Origin of the sequence: Pararhizobium sp. (assembly GCF_965279435.1) — a bacterium.
Lineage (GTDB): Bacteria > Pseudomonadota > Alphaproteobacteria > Rhizobiales > Rhizobiaceae > Pararhizobium.
The window spans coordinates 3,859,015-3,877,654 of sequence record NZ_CBDIHY010000003.1 but is presented as its reverse complement, the minus strand read 5'-3'; the positions used below and the strand labels follow the sequence as shown (position 1 = coordinate 3,877,654).

Here is an 18,640-nt window from a genome sequence, read left to right as displayed (position 1 = left end):
CTTCGATGTCGACCGGAATTCTGCTTGTCCTGATCGCCGCTCTTCTGCTTGACCGTATCGTCGGCGATCCCGATTGGTTGTGGCGCCGGTTGCCGCATCCGGTGGTGCTGTTCGGTGCGATGATCGGTTGGTGCGACCGGACATTCAACCGCAAGCGCCTGGGGGAGGAGGCCCTGTGGATCAGCGGGGTTCTGGCCATTGCCGGTTTGCTGCTGTGGAGCCTTTTTTGTGGCTGGCTGCTGCACAAGGTGTTCATGCAGATCGGGATTTTTGGCTGGTTCCTGGAAGCAGTCGTCGTTGCGGTATTCCTCGCGCAAAAAAGCCTCGCCGACCATGTATCGCAGGTCGCCACCGGTCTTCGCACCGGCGGGCTGGAGGGTGGCCGCCGGGCGGTGTCGATGATTGTCGGACGCGATCCCGAGACACTGGACGAGCCCGCCGTATGCCGGGCGGCGATCGAAAGCCTGGCTGAGAATTTTTCCGACGGTGTCGTCGCTCCGGCCATCTGGTATGCACTGCTCGGCCTGCCCGGACTACTGGCCTACAAGATGCTCAACACCGCCGATTCGATGATAGGCCACAAGAGCCCGAAATATCTGCATTTCGGCTGGGCTTCGGCCCGTCTCGACGATGTCGCCAATATTCCGGCGGCGCGGCTGTCCATACTTTTGATCGCTGCCGGTGCCGCCATGACCACTGGAAGACGAGCCGCCGGCAATGCCCTTAGTATCGCTTTACGCGACCATGGACTGCATCGCTCGCCCAATTCCGGCTGGCCGGAAGCCGCAATGGCGGGCGCGCTCGACGTGCAACTGGCTGGCCCCAGAATCTATGCCGGTGCATTGGTCAACGAGCCGATGATCAACGGAGCGGGCCGGGCAGTGGCAACCGTGGCCGATGTAGAGACCGGCGTTTCCATATTCTATCGCGCCTGCGGGTCACTTCTAGTCCTGACAGTGATTGCGGCCGTTATCGACAGTATAGTTTGATGTCTCTACTGCTGACAGCAACCTTCATCCGCGCGTATTAACGCAGAATTTTCCAATTGTCTTAAACGTCTATCATTGCAAAGGCTGTAAAGTCTGTGTCGTGTTGGGACACCAGTAAAAAGGTGATTACTTTTCGGAGAGGATTTTTAATGCGTAAATTCTTCGTTGCCTTTTTGGCGATTGTATTGTTGCAATTTCATTCTCCTGCCGCATTCGGTGCCAATCTTGTTGCAAGGATCAGCCTTTCTTCTCAAACCATGACTGTGTCGCAGAATGGTTTTGTCCGCTATCGCTGGAAGGTTTCGACTGCGCGGAAGGGCTATGTCACGCCGCAGGGCAGCTGGAGTGCCAAATGGCTGTCGAGAGACCATCGCTCGCGCAAATATGACAATGCACCAATGCCTTATGCAGTGTTCTTCAACGGCGGTTACGCCGTTCACGCCACCTTCGACCTCAAGCGCCTCGGCCGTCCGGCCTCGCATGGCTGTATCCGCCTGCATCCGGAAAATGCCGCCGAATTTTTCGCACTAGCCAGCCAATATGGTCTGAAGAACACTCAGATCGTCGTCAGCCGCTGATCCAGACGGTTTCGTCTTTGGGGCCGGCGGTGACGCCGGCCCCAAAGACGTTTTATGGCGTCAGTTCAACTCGATGACGATCTTGCCGAAGGCACCGCGATCAAGATGGTCGAGCGCCTGATGCAGGTCTTCCAGCGGATAGCGGGCATCGATGACCGGCTTGATCCCGGTCGAATCGATGCCGCGAACGAAATCCTCCAGTGATCGCCGATGGCCGACGCTGATCCCCTGGATGACTGGCGATTTCAGCAGCAGCGGTCCGGCAGGTCCGGCGACCTCGAAACCTTCGAAAACGCCGATGACCGAAATCTGTCCATGCACGGCAACCGCGCGGATGGATTGCCCGAGATTGGGACCTCCGGCGATTTCCAGAATGTGATGCACCCCTTCGTCGCCGGTAATCCGGTAGACGGCTTCCACCCAGTCTTCCTTGCTGCTGTTGATACCGTGATCAGCGCCGAGCGCCTTGGCCCGTTCCAGTTTGTCGTCGCTGCGGGAGGTGACGACGACATTGGCGCCATGGGCCTTGGCAATTTGTAGTCCGAACAGCGCGACGCCGCCGGTGCCTTGGACGAGCACTGTCATTCCGGCTCTGAGTTTTCCGAGTTCGATCAGTGCAAACCAGGCGGTGAGGCCTGCGACGGGCAGGGTGCTGACTTCGGCATCGTCAAGGCTGTGCGGCGATGCGGCAAACCAGCCTTCCGGAAACACCACATAATCGGCCAGAACACCCTGATAGGCGCCGCCGAGCGTTTTGTAGGCCGCGGTACGGGCAGTGCCATTGTCGCGACCGTCAATCCAGTCCGGCTTGAACGTCGACATCACCCTGTCGCCGTGTTTGAAGCGCGTCACACCGGGTCCGATAGCATCGGCCACGCCCGCCATGTCGGAAGCCGGGACCAACGGTATTGGCAGAGGCAGTCCCATGCCCGTTTCGATCACCAGCTTGTCGCGATAGTTGAGTGAAACGGCCGATACCTTAACCCGGATTTCGCCCGGCCCCGGCTCAGGGATCGCCACGGTCTCCAGTTTCAGGTGGTCGCGGCCGATGGCCGCCATCGACCAGCGCCTCATTGTTTCCGTCATGTTTGTCTCCTGGATGTTGGCTTGGTTCAAGCGATGAGGCAAAGCTATCATTGCGTTTCAGTCGCCAGTGGCGATATGATTTCCGATCATTGTTTCCTTGAGAGCTACAAAGCGCATGAATGATCGTTTGAATGGCGTGTCTGTTTTCGTCGAAGCTGTGGAAGCCGACAGTTTTTCGGCTGCCGCCCAGCGGCTCAACCTGTCACGCTCAGCTGTCGGCAAGACCATTGCCCGGCTGGAAGACCGGTTGGGGGCCCGGCTGTTTCACCGCACCACCCGCAGCCAGACCCTGACCGAGGATGGCCAGGCTTTCTACGAGCGCTGTCTTCGGGCGCTGGAGGAGTTGCGGGCAGGTGAGGCCATGCTCGAATCGGGGCGCAAGGAGGTGGCGGGCCGGTTACGGGTTTCCATGCCCGTCCTATTTGGCCGCCGCTGCGTTGCACCGATCCTGCTCAGGCTTGCTAGCGAACATCCGAAGCTGGAACTCGACCTGAATTTCACCGATAGCCGGATCGATATCCTCGAGGACGGGTTCGATCTCGCCGTCCGGAGTGGCCCTCTCGGTGAGTGGCCGGGGTTAATGGCGCGCCGGCTGGCGCATCAGCGCATGACGGTCTGCGCCTCTCCTGATTACCTGCGCGTTCATGGCACGCCAGAGAGCAGGGACGAATTGCCGGGACATCACGCGATCCTTTATGCCCGTTCCGGGCGGGTCCGCTCATGGCTTTTTCCGGTGGACGGCGGGCCGGATGCCGAAGTTCTGCCGCCCTCGCGCATGCGTTTCGATGATCTGGAGATGATAGCCGATGCGGCGGTCGCGGGGCTCGGCCTTGTCTGGCTGCCCTGCTGGCTTGTCCAGGACAGGGTGCGCGACGGCCGTCTTGTCCGGCTGTTTACGGACGAACGCCGCCTGTCTTTCGATTGTCACGCCGTCTGGCCGAAAACGCCGCATCTGCCGCTACGTGTCAGGCTCGCAATCGACGCCTTGGCTGCCGATCTGCCCGCCGGAACAGACCTTTGAGTGGCTTTATTACAAGGCTTGGCTTGATGTTTGGGCAACACCAAGGGCATAAATGCAACTCTTGCGCCCAAGGCCATTGGCTTTTCAGCCGCATTTACCTATAGGTTCGCCAAAACATGTATTCTAAAGAGGTATGCGCGTGACAGCTACATTCGACAAGGTTGCCGACATTATTGCGGAAACGAGCGAAATCGACCGCGAGACGATTACGCCGGAAAGCCACACCATTGACGATCTCGGCATCGACAGCCTGGACTTCCTCGACATCGTCTTTGCGATCGACAAGGAATTCGGCATCAAGATCCCGCTCGAGCAGTGGACCCAGGAAGTCAACGAAGGCAAGGTTTCGACGGAAGAATATTTCGTCCTGAAAAACCTCTGCGCCAAGATTGACGAACTGAAGGCCGCCAAGGGCTGATGACGATATCGCGCGTTTGACACGCGGGAACACGTGCATGAGTGATATCAATGCCGCCTGTCGCGTGGACCGCGCTTGACAGGCGGCATTTGCGTTTTTACTTGACGGTCGCATGATCGCGACACCGGACCTGTTTCGGGCGGGGTCATGCGCGGATTTGAAATCCGGAATGTTCAAGCGCTGTTCGAAGCGCTGTGCTCCGGGCCAAGCTGGATTTGCTCCTGATGCTCCTTGAATATTTTCAGATGATCGATCGGGTCGAAACGGTCGATCTCAATGCCAAGACGCTGACGGCGCGTTCTGTGGTTCCGGCCAAAAGCCCCGTCTTCGAAGGCCATTTTCCCGGCTACCCGCTGGTTCCCGGCGTGCTTTTGATCGAGACGATGGCGCAGGCCTGTGGTTTTCTGGTGCTGGCCGCCACCGATTTCGCCGCGATGCCATTCCTGATGTCGGTCGATAGCGCCAAGATGCGAACCTTCGTCGAGCCGGAAGCGGTGCTCGATATCGAGGCATTTCTCGAACATGACGGTTCCGGCTTTGCTGTCGTCAAGGCAAAGATCACCTCGCAGGGCAAGAAGGTCTGTGACGCACAGCTAAAACTGCGCACCATGCCGTTCGATCAGGTGCCGCTCGGCCCGATTGTCAAGAAGCGTGCCGAAGAAGTGGGGCTGATGGCTGCAATCGCTGCCTCGGCCACGACGGGGGAATGACGATGAGCAAATCCGCCAATGATGTTGTGATCACCGGTGTCGGCATCGTCACCAGCCAGGGTGTCGGCACCGAGGTGCACACGGCCCTTCTGACTGCCGGTCAGCCGCCGGTGGTGCGTGTCGATACCGAACGTTTTGCACCCTATCCGGTCCATCCGCTGCCGGAAATAGACTGGTCCCAACAGATCGCCAAGCGCGGCGACCAGCGGCAGATGGAAAATTGGCAGCGCCTCGGCGTCTTCAGTGCTGGTCTGGCGCTCGACGATGCCGGCTTCAAGGACGATCTGGACGCCTGTGGCAGCATGGACATGATCGTGGCGGCCGGTGGTGGCGAGCGCGACATCAATGTCGATTCGCTGATTGTCGATGAAGCCCTGAAGCGCAACGACCGCGAACAGTTGCTCAACGAAAAGCTGACGACCGAACTGCGCCCGACACTGTTCCTGGCCCAGCTATCCAATCTGATGGCCGGTAACATTTCCATCGTTCACAAGATCACCGGCTCTTCGCGCACCTTCATGGGCGAAGAGGGCGCCGGTATTTCGGCGATCGAGACCGCCTTTGCCCGGATCAAGGCCGGACAATCGACCCACACGCTGGTCGGTGGCGCGTTTTCGGCTGAGCGTCAGGACATGATCCTGCTGATCGAGGCTGTTCAGGGCCATGCGCTCGGTGAGCATCATCCAATCTGGTCGCGCAAGCCTGAAAATGGCGGCGGCATGATGACCGGGTCGGTCGGCGCGTTCCTGATGCTGGAATCGCGTGAACATGCCGAGGCCCGCGGCGCCCGCATCTATGCAACGATCGATGCCGTCGGCGGCGATCGCGGCAGCCGTGAAGGCGATCGCCTCGAGCAGCGCCTGACGTATCTTTCAGAGCCCGCAGCCGGCGCCGATCCGTCTTCAACGGTGGTGTTTTCTGGGACGACCGGTTTTCATGACCTTGCCGCCCGCGAAAAAGCGTTTCTCGACGCGCAATTCCCGAAGGCTGCCGTGCGGGCCTATGGTGGTCTTGTCGGCCATGGTCTTGAATCGCAGTTTCCGCTCGGCCTGGCTTTTGCCGCGCTGTCGCTCGGGGCTGGTGCCAAGGTGCCGCCATTCGATCCGGCGGGGGAGGCTCCCATGCAAAAGCCTGCAAAGACGGCCATCGTCACGACGGTCGGTCATGCACGTGGCGAAGGCATCGCCGTGCTTTCGGCAGAACAATAAGGAGCGGCAGATATGACCAGCGCTTACAAGGATCATCTCGGCCGCCCGCTGATCGCCGTCACCGGCATGGGCGTGATTACGTCGCTCGGCCAGGGCGTCGAGGACAACTGGAAGGCGCTGACCTCAGGCGTTTCCGGCATTCACAAGATTACCCGTTTTCCGACAGAAGGCCTCTCGACAAGAATCAGCGGAACCGTCGATTTCATTGATGTTCCAGCCGAAAACTCCGTCGAGCGTTCCTACGCTTTCGCGCGTGAGACGACGGCGGAAGCTCTGGCACAGGCCGGCCTGTCCGGTGATTTCAACGGACCGCTGTTCCTGGCAGCGCCGCCGATCGAGCCGGAATGGAGCGCCCGCTTCGAGCTCGCCGACCGTTCGCCGCCATCGCAGAAACCGGGCGACGCCTACGACCGTTTTCTTGCTGCCATGCGTGATCGTGCTGATCCCGTTTTCCATGAAGCTGCCTTGTTCGGCGCCATCTCCGAGCGCCTGTCCGACCGGTTCGGCACGCGCGGCCTGCCTGTCACCCTGTCGACAGCCTGTGCCTCGGGTGCAACCGCGATCCAGCTCGGTGTCGAAGCGATCCGCCAGGGCCGCACAGATCGGGCGCTGACGGTTGCGACGGATGGTTCGGTCAGTGCCGAAGCGCTGATCCGATTCGCGCTTCTATCTGCGCTCTCGACTCAGAACGACCCACCGGAACGGGCGTCAAAACCCTTTTCCAAGGATCGCGACGGCTTCGTCATTGCCGAGGGTGCTGCAACACTGGTGCTGGAATCGCTGGAAGCAGCGGTTGCGCGCGGCGCAAAAATCTACGGCATCCTGAAGGGCTGTGGCGAAAAAGCCGATTCGTTCCACCGCACACGGTCCTCACCGGACGGCGGCCCGGCGATTGCGACGATCCGCGCAGCGCTTGCCGATGCTGGTCTGAGTGAAGGCGATATCGGCTATATCAATGCCCATGGCACATCGACGCCTGAAAACGACAAGATGGAATATGGCGCGATGCTGTCAGTGTTTGGCGAAGCACTGCCGTCCATTCCGGTGTCGTCGAACAAGTCGATGATCGGCCACACGTTGACCGCTGCGGGCGCTGTCGAGGCGGTGTTCTCGTTGCAGACCATCCTCACCGGCACCGTGCCGCCGACGATCAATTATCAAAACCCCGATCCGTCCATTGTTCTCGATGTCGTGCCGAACGTGAAGCGGGATGCGCAGGTTACTGCCGTCCTGTCGAATTCCTTCGGTTTCGGCGGTCAGAACGCCAGCCTTGTCATGGCTGCAGAACCGGCCTAATCGGACATCATGTTTTTTCGAGGAAAACCGCCTCGGGCTTAAGGACTTATATCATGCGCGCTTTGCAACTGGTCGACGACCGCAAGCTGGAAATCACCGATCTTCCCGAGCCGGATGCTCCCGGCCCAGGAGAAGTCACCCTTCGTGTCAAGGCTGTTGCGCTCAACCATATCGACGTCTGGGGCTGGCGCGGCATGGCCTTTGCCAAGCGTAAGATGCCGCTGGTCATCGGCGCTGAAGCGTCCGGCGTGGTCGATCAGATCGGCCCGGGCGTATCCAACGTCCTGCCGGGGCAGCTCGTCTCGATCTACGGTGCCCGCACCTGCGGCCTCTGCCGTGCGTGCCGCGACGGCCGCGACAATCTCTGCGAACATGTCGGCGGCGTGCACGGCTTCCATCTCGATGGCTTTGCGCAAGAGAAGGTCAACCTTCCGGCGCGCCTGTTGGTCCCGGCTCCTCCCGGTGTCGATGCGGTGGCTGCCGCTGTTGCACCGGTCACCTTCGGCACGGTCGAGCATATGCTGTTCGACAATGCCAAGCTTGAACCGGGCGAAACCATCCTTATTCACGCTGGCGGTTCCGGCATCGGCTCGGCGGCGATCCAGCTGGCCAAGAAGATTGGCTGCACGGTCATCACCACAGTCGGCTCCGACGACAAGATCGAGAGGGCCAGGGCGCTTGGCGCCGATCACGTCATCAATTACCGCAAGGACCGTTTCGAGGGTGTGACGCGCAAGCTGACCAAGAAGAAGGGCGTCGATGTCGTCTTCGAACATGTCGGCAAGGATACCTTTGCAGCGTCCATGTTCGTTCTGAAGCGTGGAGGCCGTCTGGTGACCTGCGGCTCGACGTCGGGCGTTTCCACCGAAATGAACCTGATGATGTTGTTCCAGCAGCAGCTGAAACTGTTCGGCTCCTTCGGCTGCCGGATGGAGAACATGGCCAACGCCATGCAGAAGATGGCGCGCGGGCTCGTTCATCCCGTTATCGATACCGAAGTCGGCTTTTCGGAGATCGACAAGGCGCTGGAGCGGATGGAAACGCGCCAGGTCTTCGGCAAAATTATCCTGCGGATGGACTGAACACCGTGCGCATGCTGATCACACGACTGGTTCTGTCGGCGGAGCGTTTTCGCCAGTGGTCGATCGCCCAGTTCGTCTTTTTGCTCTTGGGCACGCTGAAACTGTTTCCCGCCAGAGGCGCCATCGAGTTTTCGGCGCGCTTCACGCGTTGGCTTGGGCCGAAGTTGAAGCATCGTCATAGGCTGACGATGACCAATCTTCGCAACGCTTTTCCGGAAAAGAGCGAGGCGGAGATCGAGGAAATTGCGCTAGAGAGCTGGAGCAGCATCGGCCGGCTCGCGGCTGAATATGTTTTTCTCGATGAAATTTTCGATTTCGATCCCGAAAACCTAAAACCCGGCCGTATCGAGGTCTCCGGTATTCCGCTGTTCCTGGAACTGCGCGACAATCCGCGTCCCTTCATCGTCTTTACCGCCCATACCGGCAATTTCGAGCTGCTACCGGTGGCAAGTGCTGCGTTCGGGCTGGACGTGACGGTACTCTTCCGGCCGCCGAATAACCCGTATGTTGCGAAAAAGGTTTTTGATTTCCGCAAGCAGCGTATGGGCAATCTGGTTCCCTCGCATGCCGGCTCTTCGTTCACGCTGGCACGCAAGCTGGAGGCCGGCGGTGCTGTCGGCGTGCTGGTCGATCAGAAATTCCGCAAGGGGCTGATGACGAAGTTCTTTGGCCGCGATGTGCGCACCAATCCGCTTTTGGCAAAGCTGGTGCGGCAGTTCAATTGCGAAGTCTATCCGGCCCGCTCCATCCGCCTGCCGGATGGGCGCTTTCGGCTGGAGCTGGAGCCGGCGATTGACATTCCGCGCAAGCCCGACGGCAGTGTCGATGTCAATGCAACGGCGCAGGTTCTGAACGACAAGGTCGAAAGCTGGGTGCGCGAGTATCCGGGTCAATGGCTCTGGTACCATGACCGGTGGCACATCAAGAAGAACTTGAAGGACTGACCGTATTTTTTGCCATTTTGAGATACGGGTAGTGGCTCAAACCATCTGCATGGCATCTACAGATGGATGAGTGAGTCTTCACTTTTTTGTGCGTGCGGCTGTTAATTTTTCCGTGTAATGGGTGTCTGCGCGCCGCAGATGCAGCTTTGGTTGCAGAAAACAGCGCGGTATTAGGCTGTAATTTATATTAGTTTCCGAAAATAAGTTCACCGGAAACGTTTCAGGTGATTTTTCCGGTGTTGAACAGCACCATTTTGGGTGTAAACTTCAGGTATTACTATAGGACGATTGCAAGCGCTTCGGGTCTGTAAAAATAGCGCCTTCAATCGATTTGGTTTTTGATTGCGTTCAATTTTCCGAGCTTTTTTGGGCTGAGATGGAGAATTGAGTGGGGAGTGGGGTGGAAATTGAAGGCACTGATCGAGCTCTTCTGGTTCAAATATTCTCAGCTGCAGTATGCGGTCAAATCCGGTGATGATCTGCTGATCAGCATTCTCGATCGCGAGATTGATCCGGTTCTTACAACGATCTACGAAGAGAAGGCCGAGACTGTCGCTGACGCGCGCCTGCAGTTCCAGTTCGTCCTTGATCTGCTGCGCAAGGAAGCTGACGATGTGTCGAGCGTGATGCGTCAGCGCGACGTGCTGCAGATGCTGGCCGATCGTTATTTCGCCGCTGACAGCAATGTTGTCGCCGGAAAGCCTTGGACGTCGGCCCCTCCGACTGTCGCGGCACTCAAGGGCCGGGCCGACGAAGGGTTTCTCAACGAGGCGATCCTCGACTGTTTGCCGGACCGGGTCGCGGTCATCACGCCGGATTACCGTTATCTCTATACCAACCCCGTTAACGCAGCCCGGCTGGACGAGCGCCCGATGGATCTCGTCGGCCGCCATATTGTCGAGTTCGTCGGCATCCAGCGCTTCGAGCAGCGGGTGAAGCCCAATCTCGACAAGTGTTTTTCCGGTGAACTGGTGGATTATACCTTCGCCAAGGATGTTGGAAATCGCACTGTTGTGGTGCGCTGCCGGATGACGCCGTGCATGTCGGGCACGGGCAAGGTCATCGGCGCCATTCTGGTGCTGCAGGAAATTGCCGACCGCCGCCGCGCGATTGCGGCCTGAGCGTGAAAGGCGAGGGTTGGTTGCCCTCGCTCACTGCTTTTCGACGGTTATTTGTCTGACCAGACAGCCAGTTCGTAGCCATCCGGATCCTGGAAGTGGAAACGCTTTCCTCCCGGGAAGGCGAAGGTTTCGACGACGATGCGGGCGCCTTGTGCTTCAAGCCGTGCCTGTGTCTCTGTCAAATCGTCGGCATAGAGGATGATCAACGGGCCGCCGGGTTTTGGTGTCCCCGTGGTCAGGCCGCCGGTCAGCCGGCCATCGGTGAATTCGCAATATTGCGGACCGTAATCCGTGAACGTCCAGCCAAATGCCGCCCCGTAAAAAACCTTTGAGCGCGCAATGTCGGCCACCGCGAACTCGATATTGTCGATCTGGCGGTCGGTGCCCTTCTGTCCCATGATGATGCTCCTTTATGCTTCCAGCCGTTCCTTCAATGCGTTGAGGTCCTTCTGGACCCAATCGGCATCGCTGTCGAATTGTTCGTTGCTCATCCCCGGTTGTTTCAACAGCGTGAACATCACTTCCGCTTGGCTGCCGTTCGGGATGACACGCAAAGCGTTTTGCACCTGAAGCCCCGTTTCCAACGTTACGAGGTGGTCGAGCACGCCAAAATCATTGAAGGGTGTGAAGCGGACGCGCGCATTGCCGAGTGCACCGCGTGCCACCCAATCCTCACCGTCTGGCTCTAAGCCCGAGGCAAGGCCGGATGCCCAGAGCGGCATGTTTTCCGGCTTGGCCGCAAACGCGTAAACCTCACGCCAGTTTCTTTCGATCGTGATGTGGATGATTTTTGCTTCCATCGCAGGCACGCTGTTTCCTCCGTTCAAACCATTGCCGAGTATGCCGCCGTCACGACGCAGAAGATTGAACAAAACGGACAATCAGGCTGCGGCTTGGCGCCTGATCTCTTTGGGAGAAAAGCCGCTCAGCATCTGAACCTCACGGCACATATGTGCCTGATCCGCATATCCGGCATCAACTGCCAGGATGGACAGGGCGCCTTGCCGATTTGTCCTTAATAGCGAAAGAAACCGCTGGAGGCGCAGGATACGCTCGAGTGTCTTGGGGCCATACCCGAAATGCTCAAGGCAGCGCCGTCGGAATGTTCGCTCACCGTAACCAAGCGTCCGCGAGAGAGTTTCCACCGTCGCTAGGCCGCCAGTGTGCGGCTGTGCGAGATGTTCGAATGTGCGGCGCATATCATGGGAGGGCGCCGTCACACCGGCTGCCCGGCTCTCAAGGACGCTCTGCATCAAGACCAGCTTTTCCGCTGCGGACGCTTCGCCGGATAGCCGTTCATGCAGGTCTTCGCCATCGGCTCCCCACAGGTCTGACAGCGCAACCGTTTCCCCAGTAATCTCGGCCATCGAAAGTTTCAGCCAGTGGGCGGCAGCGCCCGGCTGGAAGCGGATACCGATAACGGTTTCGCCTGCCTGCAGGGATGGAAGCGCTGCTGTTCTGTCCGGGCCGGCGATGAAAAATCCTCGTCTTGACCAAAGGATATCGCTACAGCCATCCGGCACGACGGCAACGTGTTTGTCAAAACCCGAGGGCAGGCTGTGCGACCACGTGCAGCGGAAATGAGCCGCCAATGCCGCCACCGTTGGCTGCTCGCTATATGTGCCTGCAGATGAGGCCAGAACGGTCTCTTTTTGCCCCATCTTCAAGGGGCGCCCTCCTTGGTCCTTGCCGTCATCCGCGTGGTTTTCGCAGCGCAACACTCAAGGCGTCAAAGCCTAACCCAAGACACCGGAAAAGTATCACTTTTGACAACAATCACTTGTCGTTAATCGATTTGAATGCCAAAACTCCCTCAGCATCCGCAGGGCGTGTTCAGGCATCCGCAGCCGAACAAAATCACCCTGCAAGTTCAATCTGGTGGAGCCGTGCGCACGCCCAGCCGGGCTTTGGCACCTTCACTGTCCAACGGAGGCACATACGTGGCACAGGCAGAAATCGGCCTTATCGGTCTTGGCGTTATGGGATCGAATCTGGCGCTCAATATTGCCGAAAAAGGCAACAAGATCGCAGTCTTCAACCGCACCGTCGAGGCGACGCGGAAATTCTATGCCGAAGCAGGCTGCCTGCAGAGCCAGATCGTGCCTTGCGAGACCATCGAGGAATTTGTTGCGGCAATCCGCCCGCCACGGCCGATCGTCATCATGATCAAAGCCGGCGAGCCGGTCGATCAGCAGATGGAATTGCTCAAGCCCTATCTTCAGAACAACGACATCATGATCGACGCTGGCAACGCTAATTTCCGCGATACGATGCGCCGCTTCGACAACCTCAAGGACAGCGGCCTGACCTTTATCGGCATGGGCGTCTCGGGTGGCGAGGAGGGCGCGCGTCACGGCCCGTCCATCATGGTCGGCGGCAAGGAAGAGTCCTGGAAGCGCGTTGAAAAGGTGCTGACCTCGATTGCCGCCAAATACAACGACGATCCATGTGTTGCCTGGCTCGGTGAAAATGGCGCAGGCCACTTCGTCAAGACTATCCACAACGGCATCGAATATGCCGACATGCAGATGATTGCCGAAATCTACGGCATCCTGCGCGACGGCCTGAAGATGAGCGCCACCGAAATCGGTGAAGTCTTTGGCGAATGGAACAGGGGCCGCCTCAACTCCTACCTGATCGAAATCACCGAGACGGTTCTGAAAGCCGCCGATCCGATCACCGGCAAGCCGATCGTCGATCTCATCCTCGACAAGGCGGGCCAGAAGGGCACCGGCAAATGGTCCGTGATCGAGGCGCAGAACATGGGCATTCCGGCAACCGCCATCGAAGCCGCCGTTGCTGCCCGCAGCATCTCGTCGGTCAAGGGCGAGCGCGAAGCCGCTGAAAAGGTGCTTGGCCTGCCGAATGTCGGCGAGTTCAAGGTTGCCGACAAGGCTGCGTTCCTGAAGGATCTGGAAAGCGCACTTCTGGCCGCCAAGATCGGTGCCTATGCACAGGGCTTTGCGGTCATGGCGGAAGCTTCGCGCGAGTTCAAATGGAACCTGCCGATGCCGACGATTGCCCGCATCTGGCGCGCCGGCTGCATCATTCGCTCGGCCTTCCTCGACGAAATCACCACGGCCTTCACCAAGGATCCGAACGTTGCCAACCTGATCGTCACACCGGCTTTCTCCGGCATGGTTAAGGAAACCGATGGCGCTCTTCGCCGCGTTGTTTCCGCAGCCGTCCTCGGCGGTCTGCCGGTTCCAGCCCTTGCCTCGGCGCTCGGTTATTTCGACAGCTATCGTCGCGCTCGCGGCACAGCAAACGTCATCCAGGCGCAGCGCGATTTCTTTGGCGCGCACGGTTTCGACCGCACCGATGGTGCCGATTCGCATCACGGCCCGTGGGGCAGTGGCCTCAACGCCTGATAATATCTTCATTAGATAGATAGAAACGGGAACGGCCGCTGATCAACAGCGGCCGTTCTGCTTTTCGTATCAAGGTCTGAAGCATGTCAGTCCTGAAGAACTGGAAAACTCAGGGTCTGCAGCTCGGATGCCGGCTGGCCTTCGATGCGGGCGATCACTGCTTTTGCCAGGTCGCGTCCGGCAAGCCTGAAGTCCTCCCTGAGTGTCATAACCTCAGGTCGAAGCCATTGCAGGAAGTCGTTCGACTGTTTCGAAACCATGTCGACGTCGCGCGCCAGTTTCAGTCCGGCGTCCTCGATGCCGGCAACCAGCGCGACGGCACCGCCGCCGCTGCCGGAAATCACGCCATCGGGCGCACCCGGCGCGCGCATCGCCGCCTCGCAGGCAGCACGGATATCCACCAGGGTGTTGTCGAGATCGACCGTGTTGAACGGAACCGATATCGCCCCAAAGTCCCGCAAACCCCGTTCGAAACCGGTGCGCATGTGCATGTGATAGGTCAGAGACGGCGGCGGATGCAGCAGCATGATCCGGCGCCGGCCGCGCTCCACCAGCATGCGGACGGCATCGTAGGCGAAGCGCTCGTTGTCAAAGTCATGATAGGGATGGACGAGGCCCATTTCCGTGCGCCCGTGTGTTCCAAAGGCAAAGTTGCGTTGCATCATCAGAGCGACGCGTGGATCCTTCGGTTCCGTCCGTGAAATGATGACGCCGTCGGCCGCGCCGGTATCCAGCACATAACGCACCGGATCGAGCGGATCGCTGCGAGCGCTGTAAGGCGTGATGACCAGATGATACTGGGTGGCCGCAAGGATTTCCGAGATGCCGACGACCATGGGGCTCGTCAGGCCGATAAATTCTTCTTCGAGGCTGAGGATCAGACTGATGACGTTCGTCTTGCCTGTGCGCAGGCGCACGCCGGCGCGATTGGGATGATACCCGACCTGGGCTGCGACCAGCCGAACGCGCTCCTTGGTCTCGGCGCCGATATCGGGCGCATCCTTCAAGGCGCGAGACACCGTGGTGATGCCGAGCCCGGTCATGAAGGCAATAGTCTTCAAGGTCGGGCGCTCATTTGGTGAGGGCAGTATTGTTGCCGGCCGGTTCTTGTGTTTCTCGTCCATTCCCCGCCCATCGCCTTCCCATTGTCAGGCCACAACGTCGCAAGGACAGCGTTTGCCTGCTGCAGCCCCAAGGGGCTCGCCGCCTTATATATGATTCATTACGCAGGGGGCACCCATGCCTCGTCCTTCCTTTGAGCTGAAAATCTGTAACGATACAGTAGGCTTGTCGAGTGGTATTTTAAATTTCTCTACAGGGATTCTCGTTTTGATTGTATCGCGCAGTGCATCATGTCCTCTTTGCACCTGCGAGACAGATATCAAAGCGCATTCGAGAAAAATAAGCGAAAATACCGCCAATTATCCGCATTTGTTGGCGATTTTCAACGCTATCGCGGCGCACCAAACCTGTGAGATCGGTCTCAAATCCCACCCTCGCATACCTCCATGGGTTGCTTCGGGTTTTTTACGAGGAATTATGTGTTCTTACGGTTGCGTCGGCTAATCGATTGAACTAAGTTTTTACGGTAACGTTACAGTGAGGGAGGAAAACTCATGAAATTGCGTTTGTTGGCTGCTGCATTGGCGGCGACTGTAGTGCTTCCATTGGGCATCGCTAACGCTGCCGATCTGGAAGTGACGCATTGGTGGACGTCCGGCGGTGAAGCCGCGGCCGTCGCAGAACTCGCCAAGGCATTTGATGCCACTGGCAACAAGTGGGTCGATGGCGCGATCGCCGGTTCCGGCGGCACGGCGCGGCCGATCATGGTCAGCCGTATCACTGGCGGCGATCCGATGGGCGCCACCCAGTTCAACCACGGCCGTCAGGCCGAGGAGCTGGTGCAGGCCGGCCTGATGCGCGATCTGACTGACGTCGCGACGAAAGAACACTGGAAGGACATCATCAAGCCCGCGAGCCTGCTCGATAGCTGCACGATCGACGGCAAGATCTATTGCGCCCCGGTCAATATCCACTCGTGGCAGTGGCTGTGGCTTTCCAATGCCGCCTTCAAGACCGCAGGCGTTGAAGTTCCGAAGAACTGGGATGAATTCGTCACAGCCGCTCCGGCGCTCGAAAAGGCGGGCATCGTTCCGCTCGCCATTGGTGGCCAGCCCTGGCAGGCAAACGGTGCGTTCGGCGTGCTGATGATCGCTATTGGCGGCAAGGATGTCTACCAGAAGGTTTTCTCCGACAAGGATGCCGAAGCTGCCGCAGGCCCGGAAATGGTTAAGGTCTTCAAGGCTGCCGACGATGCCCGCCGCATATCGAAAGGCAGCAATGTTCAGGATTGGAATCAGGCGACCAATCTGGTCATCACCGGAAAAGCCGGCGGCCAGATCATGGGTGACTGGGCGCAGGGCGAATTTCAGCTCGCAGGCCAGAAAGCCGGTACGGACTACACCTGCCTGCCGGGTCTCGGTGTGAATGAAATCATTTCGACCGGCGGTGATGCGTTCTATTTCCCGCTTCTGAAGGATGAGGAAAAGTCGAAGGCACAGGAGGTGCTTGCATCGACGCTTCTGAATCCGGCAACGCAGGTCGCGTTTAACTTGAAGAAGGGCTCGCTGCCGGTACGCGGTGACGTGGACTTGGCCGCCGCAAACGACTGCATGAAGAAGGGTCTTGATATTCTCGCCAAGGGCAATGTCATCGTCAGCACCGACCAACTGCTTTCGGCTGACAGTCAGAAGCAGATGGAAGATCTGTTCTCCGAGTTCTTCGCGACGCCGGCTATGACACCGGACGCTGCGCAGAAGCGCTTCGTCGATATCATCGCCGCAGCTGACTAACAGGGCAGCTTCTGTGGAAGGCCGGCTCCGCTCGGGGGCCGGTCTGAAGCCCTTGGTAATTTCATGCCGGGCTTCAGCCACGTCCTCACAAGAAAAAACGCGATCCAGGGGAAGGGTTGACCTATGACGGGCCAAGCGAACGCCGGCCGGCCAAACCAGTTGCTGCGCAATCTGCAGTCAAAGATTGCCACAATTCCAATGATACTCACCGCCGTCGTCATCTTTCTCGGTGGCACACTCTGGACGGTGTTTTATTCCTTCACCAATTCCAAGCTCCTGCCGCGCCTGTCCTTCGTCGGGCTCGATCAATACGAGCGCCTGTGGTCCGCTCCCCGCTGGATCGTCTCCATCCAGAACCTTGCCATTTACGGTGTGTTTTCGCTGATTTTCAGCCTGGTCATCGGCTTCCTGCTGGCCGCACTGATGGATCAGAAAATCCGTTTCGAAAATACCTTTCGCACGATCTTTCTCTATCCGTTCGCGCTGTCCTTCATCGTCACCGGCCTTGTCTGGCAGTGGATTCTCAATCCGGAATTCGGCATCCAGTCGGTGGTGCGTTCGCTCGGCTGGTCGACATTCAGCTTCGATCCGCTTTATACGCCGAGCATCGTCATCTACGGCATCCTGATCGCAGCACTTTGGCAGGGCACTGGCCTTGTCATGTGCCTGATGCTGGCCGGTCTGCGCGGTATCGACGAGGATATCTGGAAGGCTTCGCGTGTCGATGGCATCCCGATGTGGAAGACCTATCTTTTCATCGTCATTCCGATGATGCGCGCCGTGTTCATCACCACTCTGGTGATCATCGCCAGCGGCATCGTCCGGGTCTACGATCTCGTCGTCGCCCAGACCAGCGGTGGCCCCGGCATCGCATCCGAAGTGCCAGCAAAATATGTCTACGACTACATGTTCCAGGCGCAAAATCTCGGTCAGGGCTTTGCCGCCTCGACCATGATGCTGCTCACCGTCGCCATCATCGTCGTCCCCTGGGCCTATCTCGAATTCGGAGGACGCAAGCGTGGCTGAGGTCGTAACTCTCAACAACCCGTCTGCCAAAGCTGGCACAACGAAGCTTGCTGCTGGGCCACAAGGCAAGAAGCCGCGCCCGATGCTGTCGCCGCGAAACATCATGATCTACGGTGCACTGATCTTTGCTGCTGCCTACTATATGCTGCCGCTCTACGTGATGGTCGTCACCTCATTGAAGGGCATGCCGGAAGTCCGGCTCGGCAATATCTTCTCGCCACCGCTGGAAATTACCTTCGAGCCGTGGGTGAAGGCCTGGTCCAGCGCCTGCACGGGGTTGAATTGCGATGGCCTGTCGCGCGGGTTCTGGAACTCGGTGCGGATCACCATCCCCTCGACGATCGTCTCCATCGCGATTGCTTCGATCAATGGTTATGCGCTGGCCAACTGGCGCTTCAAGGGTGCCGACCTGTTCTTCACCATCCTGATCGTCGGCGCCTTCATTCCTTATCAGGTGATGATCTATCCGATCGTTATCATACTGCGAGAAATGGGTCTTTACGGCTCGCTGACCGGCCTGATCATAGTGCATTCGATTTTCGGCATGCCGATCCTGACGCTGCTGTTCCGCAACTACTTCTCCTCGCTACCGGAGGAATTGTTCAAGGCGGCGCGTGTTGATGGTGCGGGTTTCTGGACGATCTATTTCAAGATCATGCTGCCGATGTCGCTGCCGATCTTCGTCGTTGCGATGATCCTGCAGATCACCGGCATCTGGAACGACTTCCTACTGGGCGTCGTGTTCACCCGGCCGGAATATTATCCGATGACCGTCCAGCTCAACAATATCGTCAATTCGGTCCAAGGCGTGAAAGAATACAACGTCAACATGGCGGCAACCATCCTGACCGGTGCCGTGCCGTTGATCGTCTATTTCGTCTCCGGACGGCTTTTCGTCCGTGGCATCGCCGCCGGCGCAGTGAAAGGGTAATTGAATG

General features: G+C 58.6%; 19 protein-coding genes. 14 read left to right on the top strand and 5 right to left on the bottom strand.

Going from position 1 to position 18,640, the window contains the following annotated elements:
- The first annotated feature begins 5 nt into the window (after positions 1–5).
- On the top strand, positions 6–989 hold the full coding sequence (gene cbiB, locus ACQY8Q_RS24630; protein ID WP_428429082.1) for an adenosylcobinamide-phosphate synthase CbiB: 984 nt from the start codon (positions 6–8) through the stop codon (positions 987–989).
- 149 nt (positions 990–1,138) lie between these two features.
- Positions 1,139–1,567 carry a L,D-transpeptidase gene (locus ACQY8Q_RS24625; protein WP_428429081.1) on the top strand — a complete coding sequence of 143 codons (429 nt, stop codon included), beginning with the start codon at positions 1,139–1,141 and terminating at the stop codon, positions 1,565–1,567.
- A 60-nt stretch (positions 1,568–1,627) separates the two neighbouring features.
- Here the strand turns inward: ACQY8Q_RS24625 and ACQY8Q_RS24620 are convergent, their stop codons facing one another.
- Entirely contained in the window at positions 1,628–2,653 is a 1,026-nt protein-coding gene (locus tag ACQY8Q_RS24620) for a zinc-dependent alcohol dehydrogenase family protein (RefSeq protein ID WP_428429080.1), read from the bottom strand.
- A 115-nt stretch (positions 2,654–2,768) separates the two neighbouring features.
- Between ACQY8Q_RS24620 and ACQY8Q_RS24615 the strand changes: the two genes are divergently transcribed.
- The 8 genes from ACQY8Q_RS24615 to ACQY8Q_RS24580 all read left to right on the top strand — a co-directional run bounded on the left by ACQY8Q_RS24615 (position 2,769) and on the right by ACQY8Q_RS24580 (position 10,453).
- Positions 2,769–3,674 (top strand): LysR substrate-binding domain-containing protein, encoded by a 906-nt coding sequence (locus tag ACQY8Q_RS24615; protein WP_428429079.1) that lies wholly within the window; start codon positions 2,769–2,771, stop codon positions 3,672–3,674.
- A 133-nt stretch (positions 3,675–3,807) separates the two neighbouring features.
- A complete protein-coding gene (locus ACQY8Q_RS24610; RefSeq protein WP_112834592.1) occupies positions 3,808–4,092 on the top strand; it encodes an acyl carrier protein in 285 nt (94 codons plus the stop codon).
- A 224-nt stretch (positions 4,093–4,316) separates the two neighbouring features.
- On the top strand, positions 4,317–4,802 hold the full coding sequence (locus ACQY8Q_RS24605; RefSeq protein WP_428429078.1) for a 3-hydroxyacyl-ACP dehydratase FabZ family protein: 486 nt from the start codon (positions 4,317–4,319) through the stop codon (positions 4,800–4,802).
- Positions 4,803–4,804: 2 nt separating this feature from the next.
- Entirely contained in the window at positions 4,805–6,010 is a 1,206-nt protein-coding gene (locus ACQY8Q_RS24600; RefSeq protein ID WP_428429077.1) for a beta-ketoacyl-ACP synthase, read from the top strand.
- Between the two features lie 12 nt (positions 6,011–6,022).
- Positions 6,023–7,306 (top strand): beta-ketoacyl-ACP synthase, encoded by a 1,284-nt coding sequence (locus ACQY8Q_RS24595; protein WP_428429075.1) that lies wholly within the window; start codon positions 6,023–6,025, stop codon positions 7,304–7,306.
- Between the two features lie 53 nt (positions 7,307–7,359).
- Complete coding sequence (locus tag ACQY8Q_RS24590; RefSeq protein WP_428429074.1) at positions 7,360–8,388, top strand: zinc-binding dehydrogenase; 1,029 nt, start codon at positions 7,360–7,362, stop codon at positions 8,386–8,388.
- An 11-nt stretch (positions 8,389–8,399) separates the two neighbouring features.
- On the top strand, positions 8,400–9,332 hold the full coding sequence (locus tag ACQY8Q_RS24585; RefSeq protein WP_428429073.1) for a lipid A biosynthesis lauroyl acyltransferase: 933 nt from the start codon (positions 8,400–8,402) through the stop codon (positions 9,330–9,332).
- Positions 9,333–9,739: 407 nt separating this feature from the next.
- The gene (locus ACQY8Q_RS24580) at positions 9,740–10,453 is read left to right on the top strand and encodes a PAS domain-containing protein (protein ID WP_428429072.1); all 714 of its coding nucleotides are present in this window, start codon (positions 9,740–9,742) and stop codon (positions 10,451–10,453) included.
- A 47-nt stretch (positions 10,454–10,500) separates the two neighbouring features.
- On the opposite strand, the gene ACQY8Q_RS24575 is transcribed toward ACQY8Q_RS24580, so the two are convergent.
- The 3 genes from ACQY8Q_RS24575 to ACQY8Q_RS24565 form a co-directional block, all read right to left on the bottom strand.
- A complete protein-coding gene (locus ACQY8Q_RS24575) occupies positions 10,501–10,851 on the bottom strand; it encodes a VOC family protein (RefSeq protein WP_428429071.1) in 351 nt (116 codons plus the stop codon).
- A 12-nt stretch (positions 10,852–10,863) separates the two neighbouring features.
- A complete protein-coding gene (locus ACQY8Q_RS24570) occupies positions 10,864–11,262 on the bottom strand; it encodes an SRPBCC family protein (RefSeq protein WP_428429070.1) in 399 nt (132 codons plus the stop codon).
- Positions 11,263–11,334: 72 nt separating this feature from the next.
- On the bottom strand, positions 11,335–12,114 hold the full coding sequence (locus ACQY8Q_RS24565) for a DUF6597 domain-containing transcriptional factor (RefSeq protein WP_428429866.1): 780 nt from the start codon (positions 12,112–12,114) through the stop codon (positions 11,335–11,337).
- Positions 12,115–12,393: 279 nt separating this feature from the next.
- Here ACQY8Q_RS24565 and gndA point away from each other — a divergent pair, with 279 nt between their 5' ends.
- Complete coding sequence (gndA, locus tag ACQY8Q_RS24560) at positions 12,394–13,824, top strand: NADP-dependent phosphogluconate dehydrogenase (protein ID WP_428429069.1); 1,431 nt, start codon at positions 12,394–12,396, stop codon at positions 13,822–13,824.
- 86 nt (positions 13,825–13,910) lie between these two features.
- On the opposite strand, the gene ACQY8Q_RS24555 is transcribed toward gndA, so the two are convergent.
- Positions 13,911–14,948: a LacI family transcriptional regulator gene (locus tag ACQY8Q_RS24555; protein ID WP_428429068.1), complete on the bottom strand. Its 1,038-nt coding sequence runs from the start codon at positions 14,946–14,948 to the stop codon at positions 13,911–13,913.
- Between the two features lie 492 nt (positions 14,949–15,440).
- Between ACQY8Q_RS24555 and ACQY8Q_RS24550 the strand changes: the two genes are divergently transcribed.
- The 3 genes from ACQY8Q_RS24550 (at position 15,441) to ACQY8Q_RS24540 (ending at position 18,633) form a co-directional block, all read left to right on the top strand.
- The gene (locus ACQY8Q_RS24550) at positions 15,441–16,676 is read left to right on the top strand and encodes an ABC transporter substrate-binding protein (RefSeq protein WP_428429067.1); all 1,236 of its coding nucleotides are present in this window, start codon (positions 15,441–15,443) and stop codon (positions 16,674–16,676) included.
- A gap of 123 nt (positions 16,677–16,799) precedes the next feature.
- On the top strand, positions 16,800–17,702 hold the full coding sequence (locus ACQY8Q_RS24545) for a carbohydrate ABC transporter permease (protein WP_428429066.1): 903 nt from the start codon (positions 16,800–16,802) through the stop codon (positions 17,700–17,702).
- Positions 17,695–18,633, top strand: coding sequence for a carbohydrate ABC transporter permease (locus tag ACQY8Q_RS24540; RefSeq protein ID WP_428429065.1), 939 nt, complete (start codon positions 17,695–17,697; stop codon positions 18,631–18,633). Before ACQY8Q_RS24545 ends, ACQY8Q_RS24540 begins: the two co-directional genes overlap by 8 nt.
- The last annotated feature ends 7 nt before the right edge of the window (positions 18,634–18,640 follow it).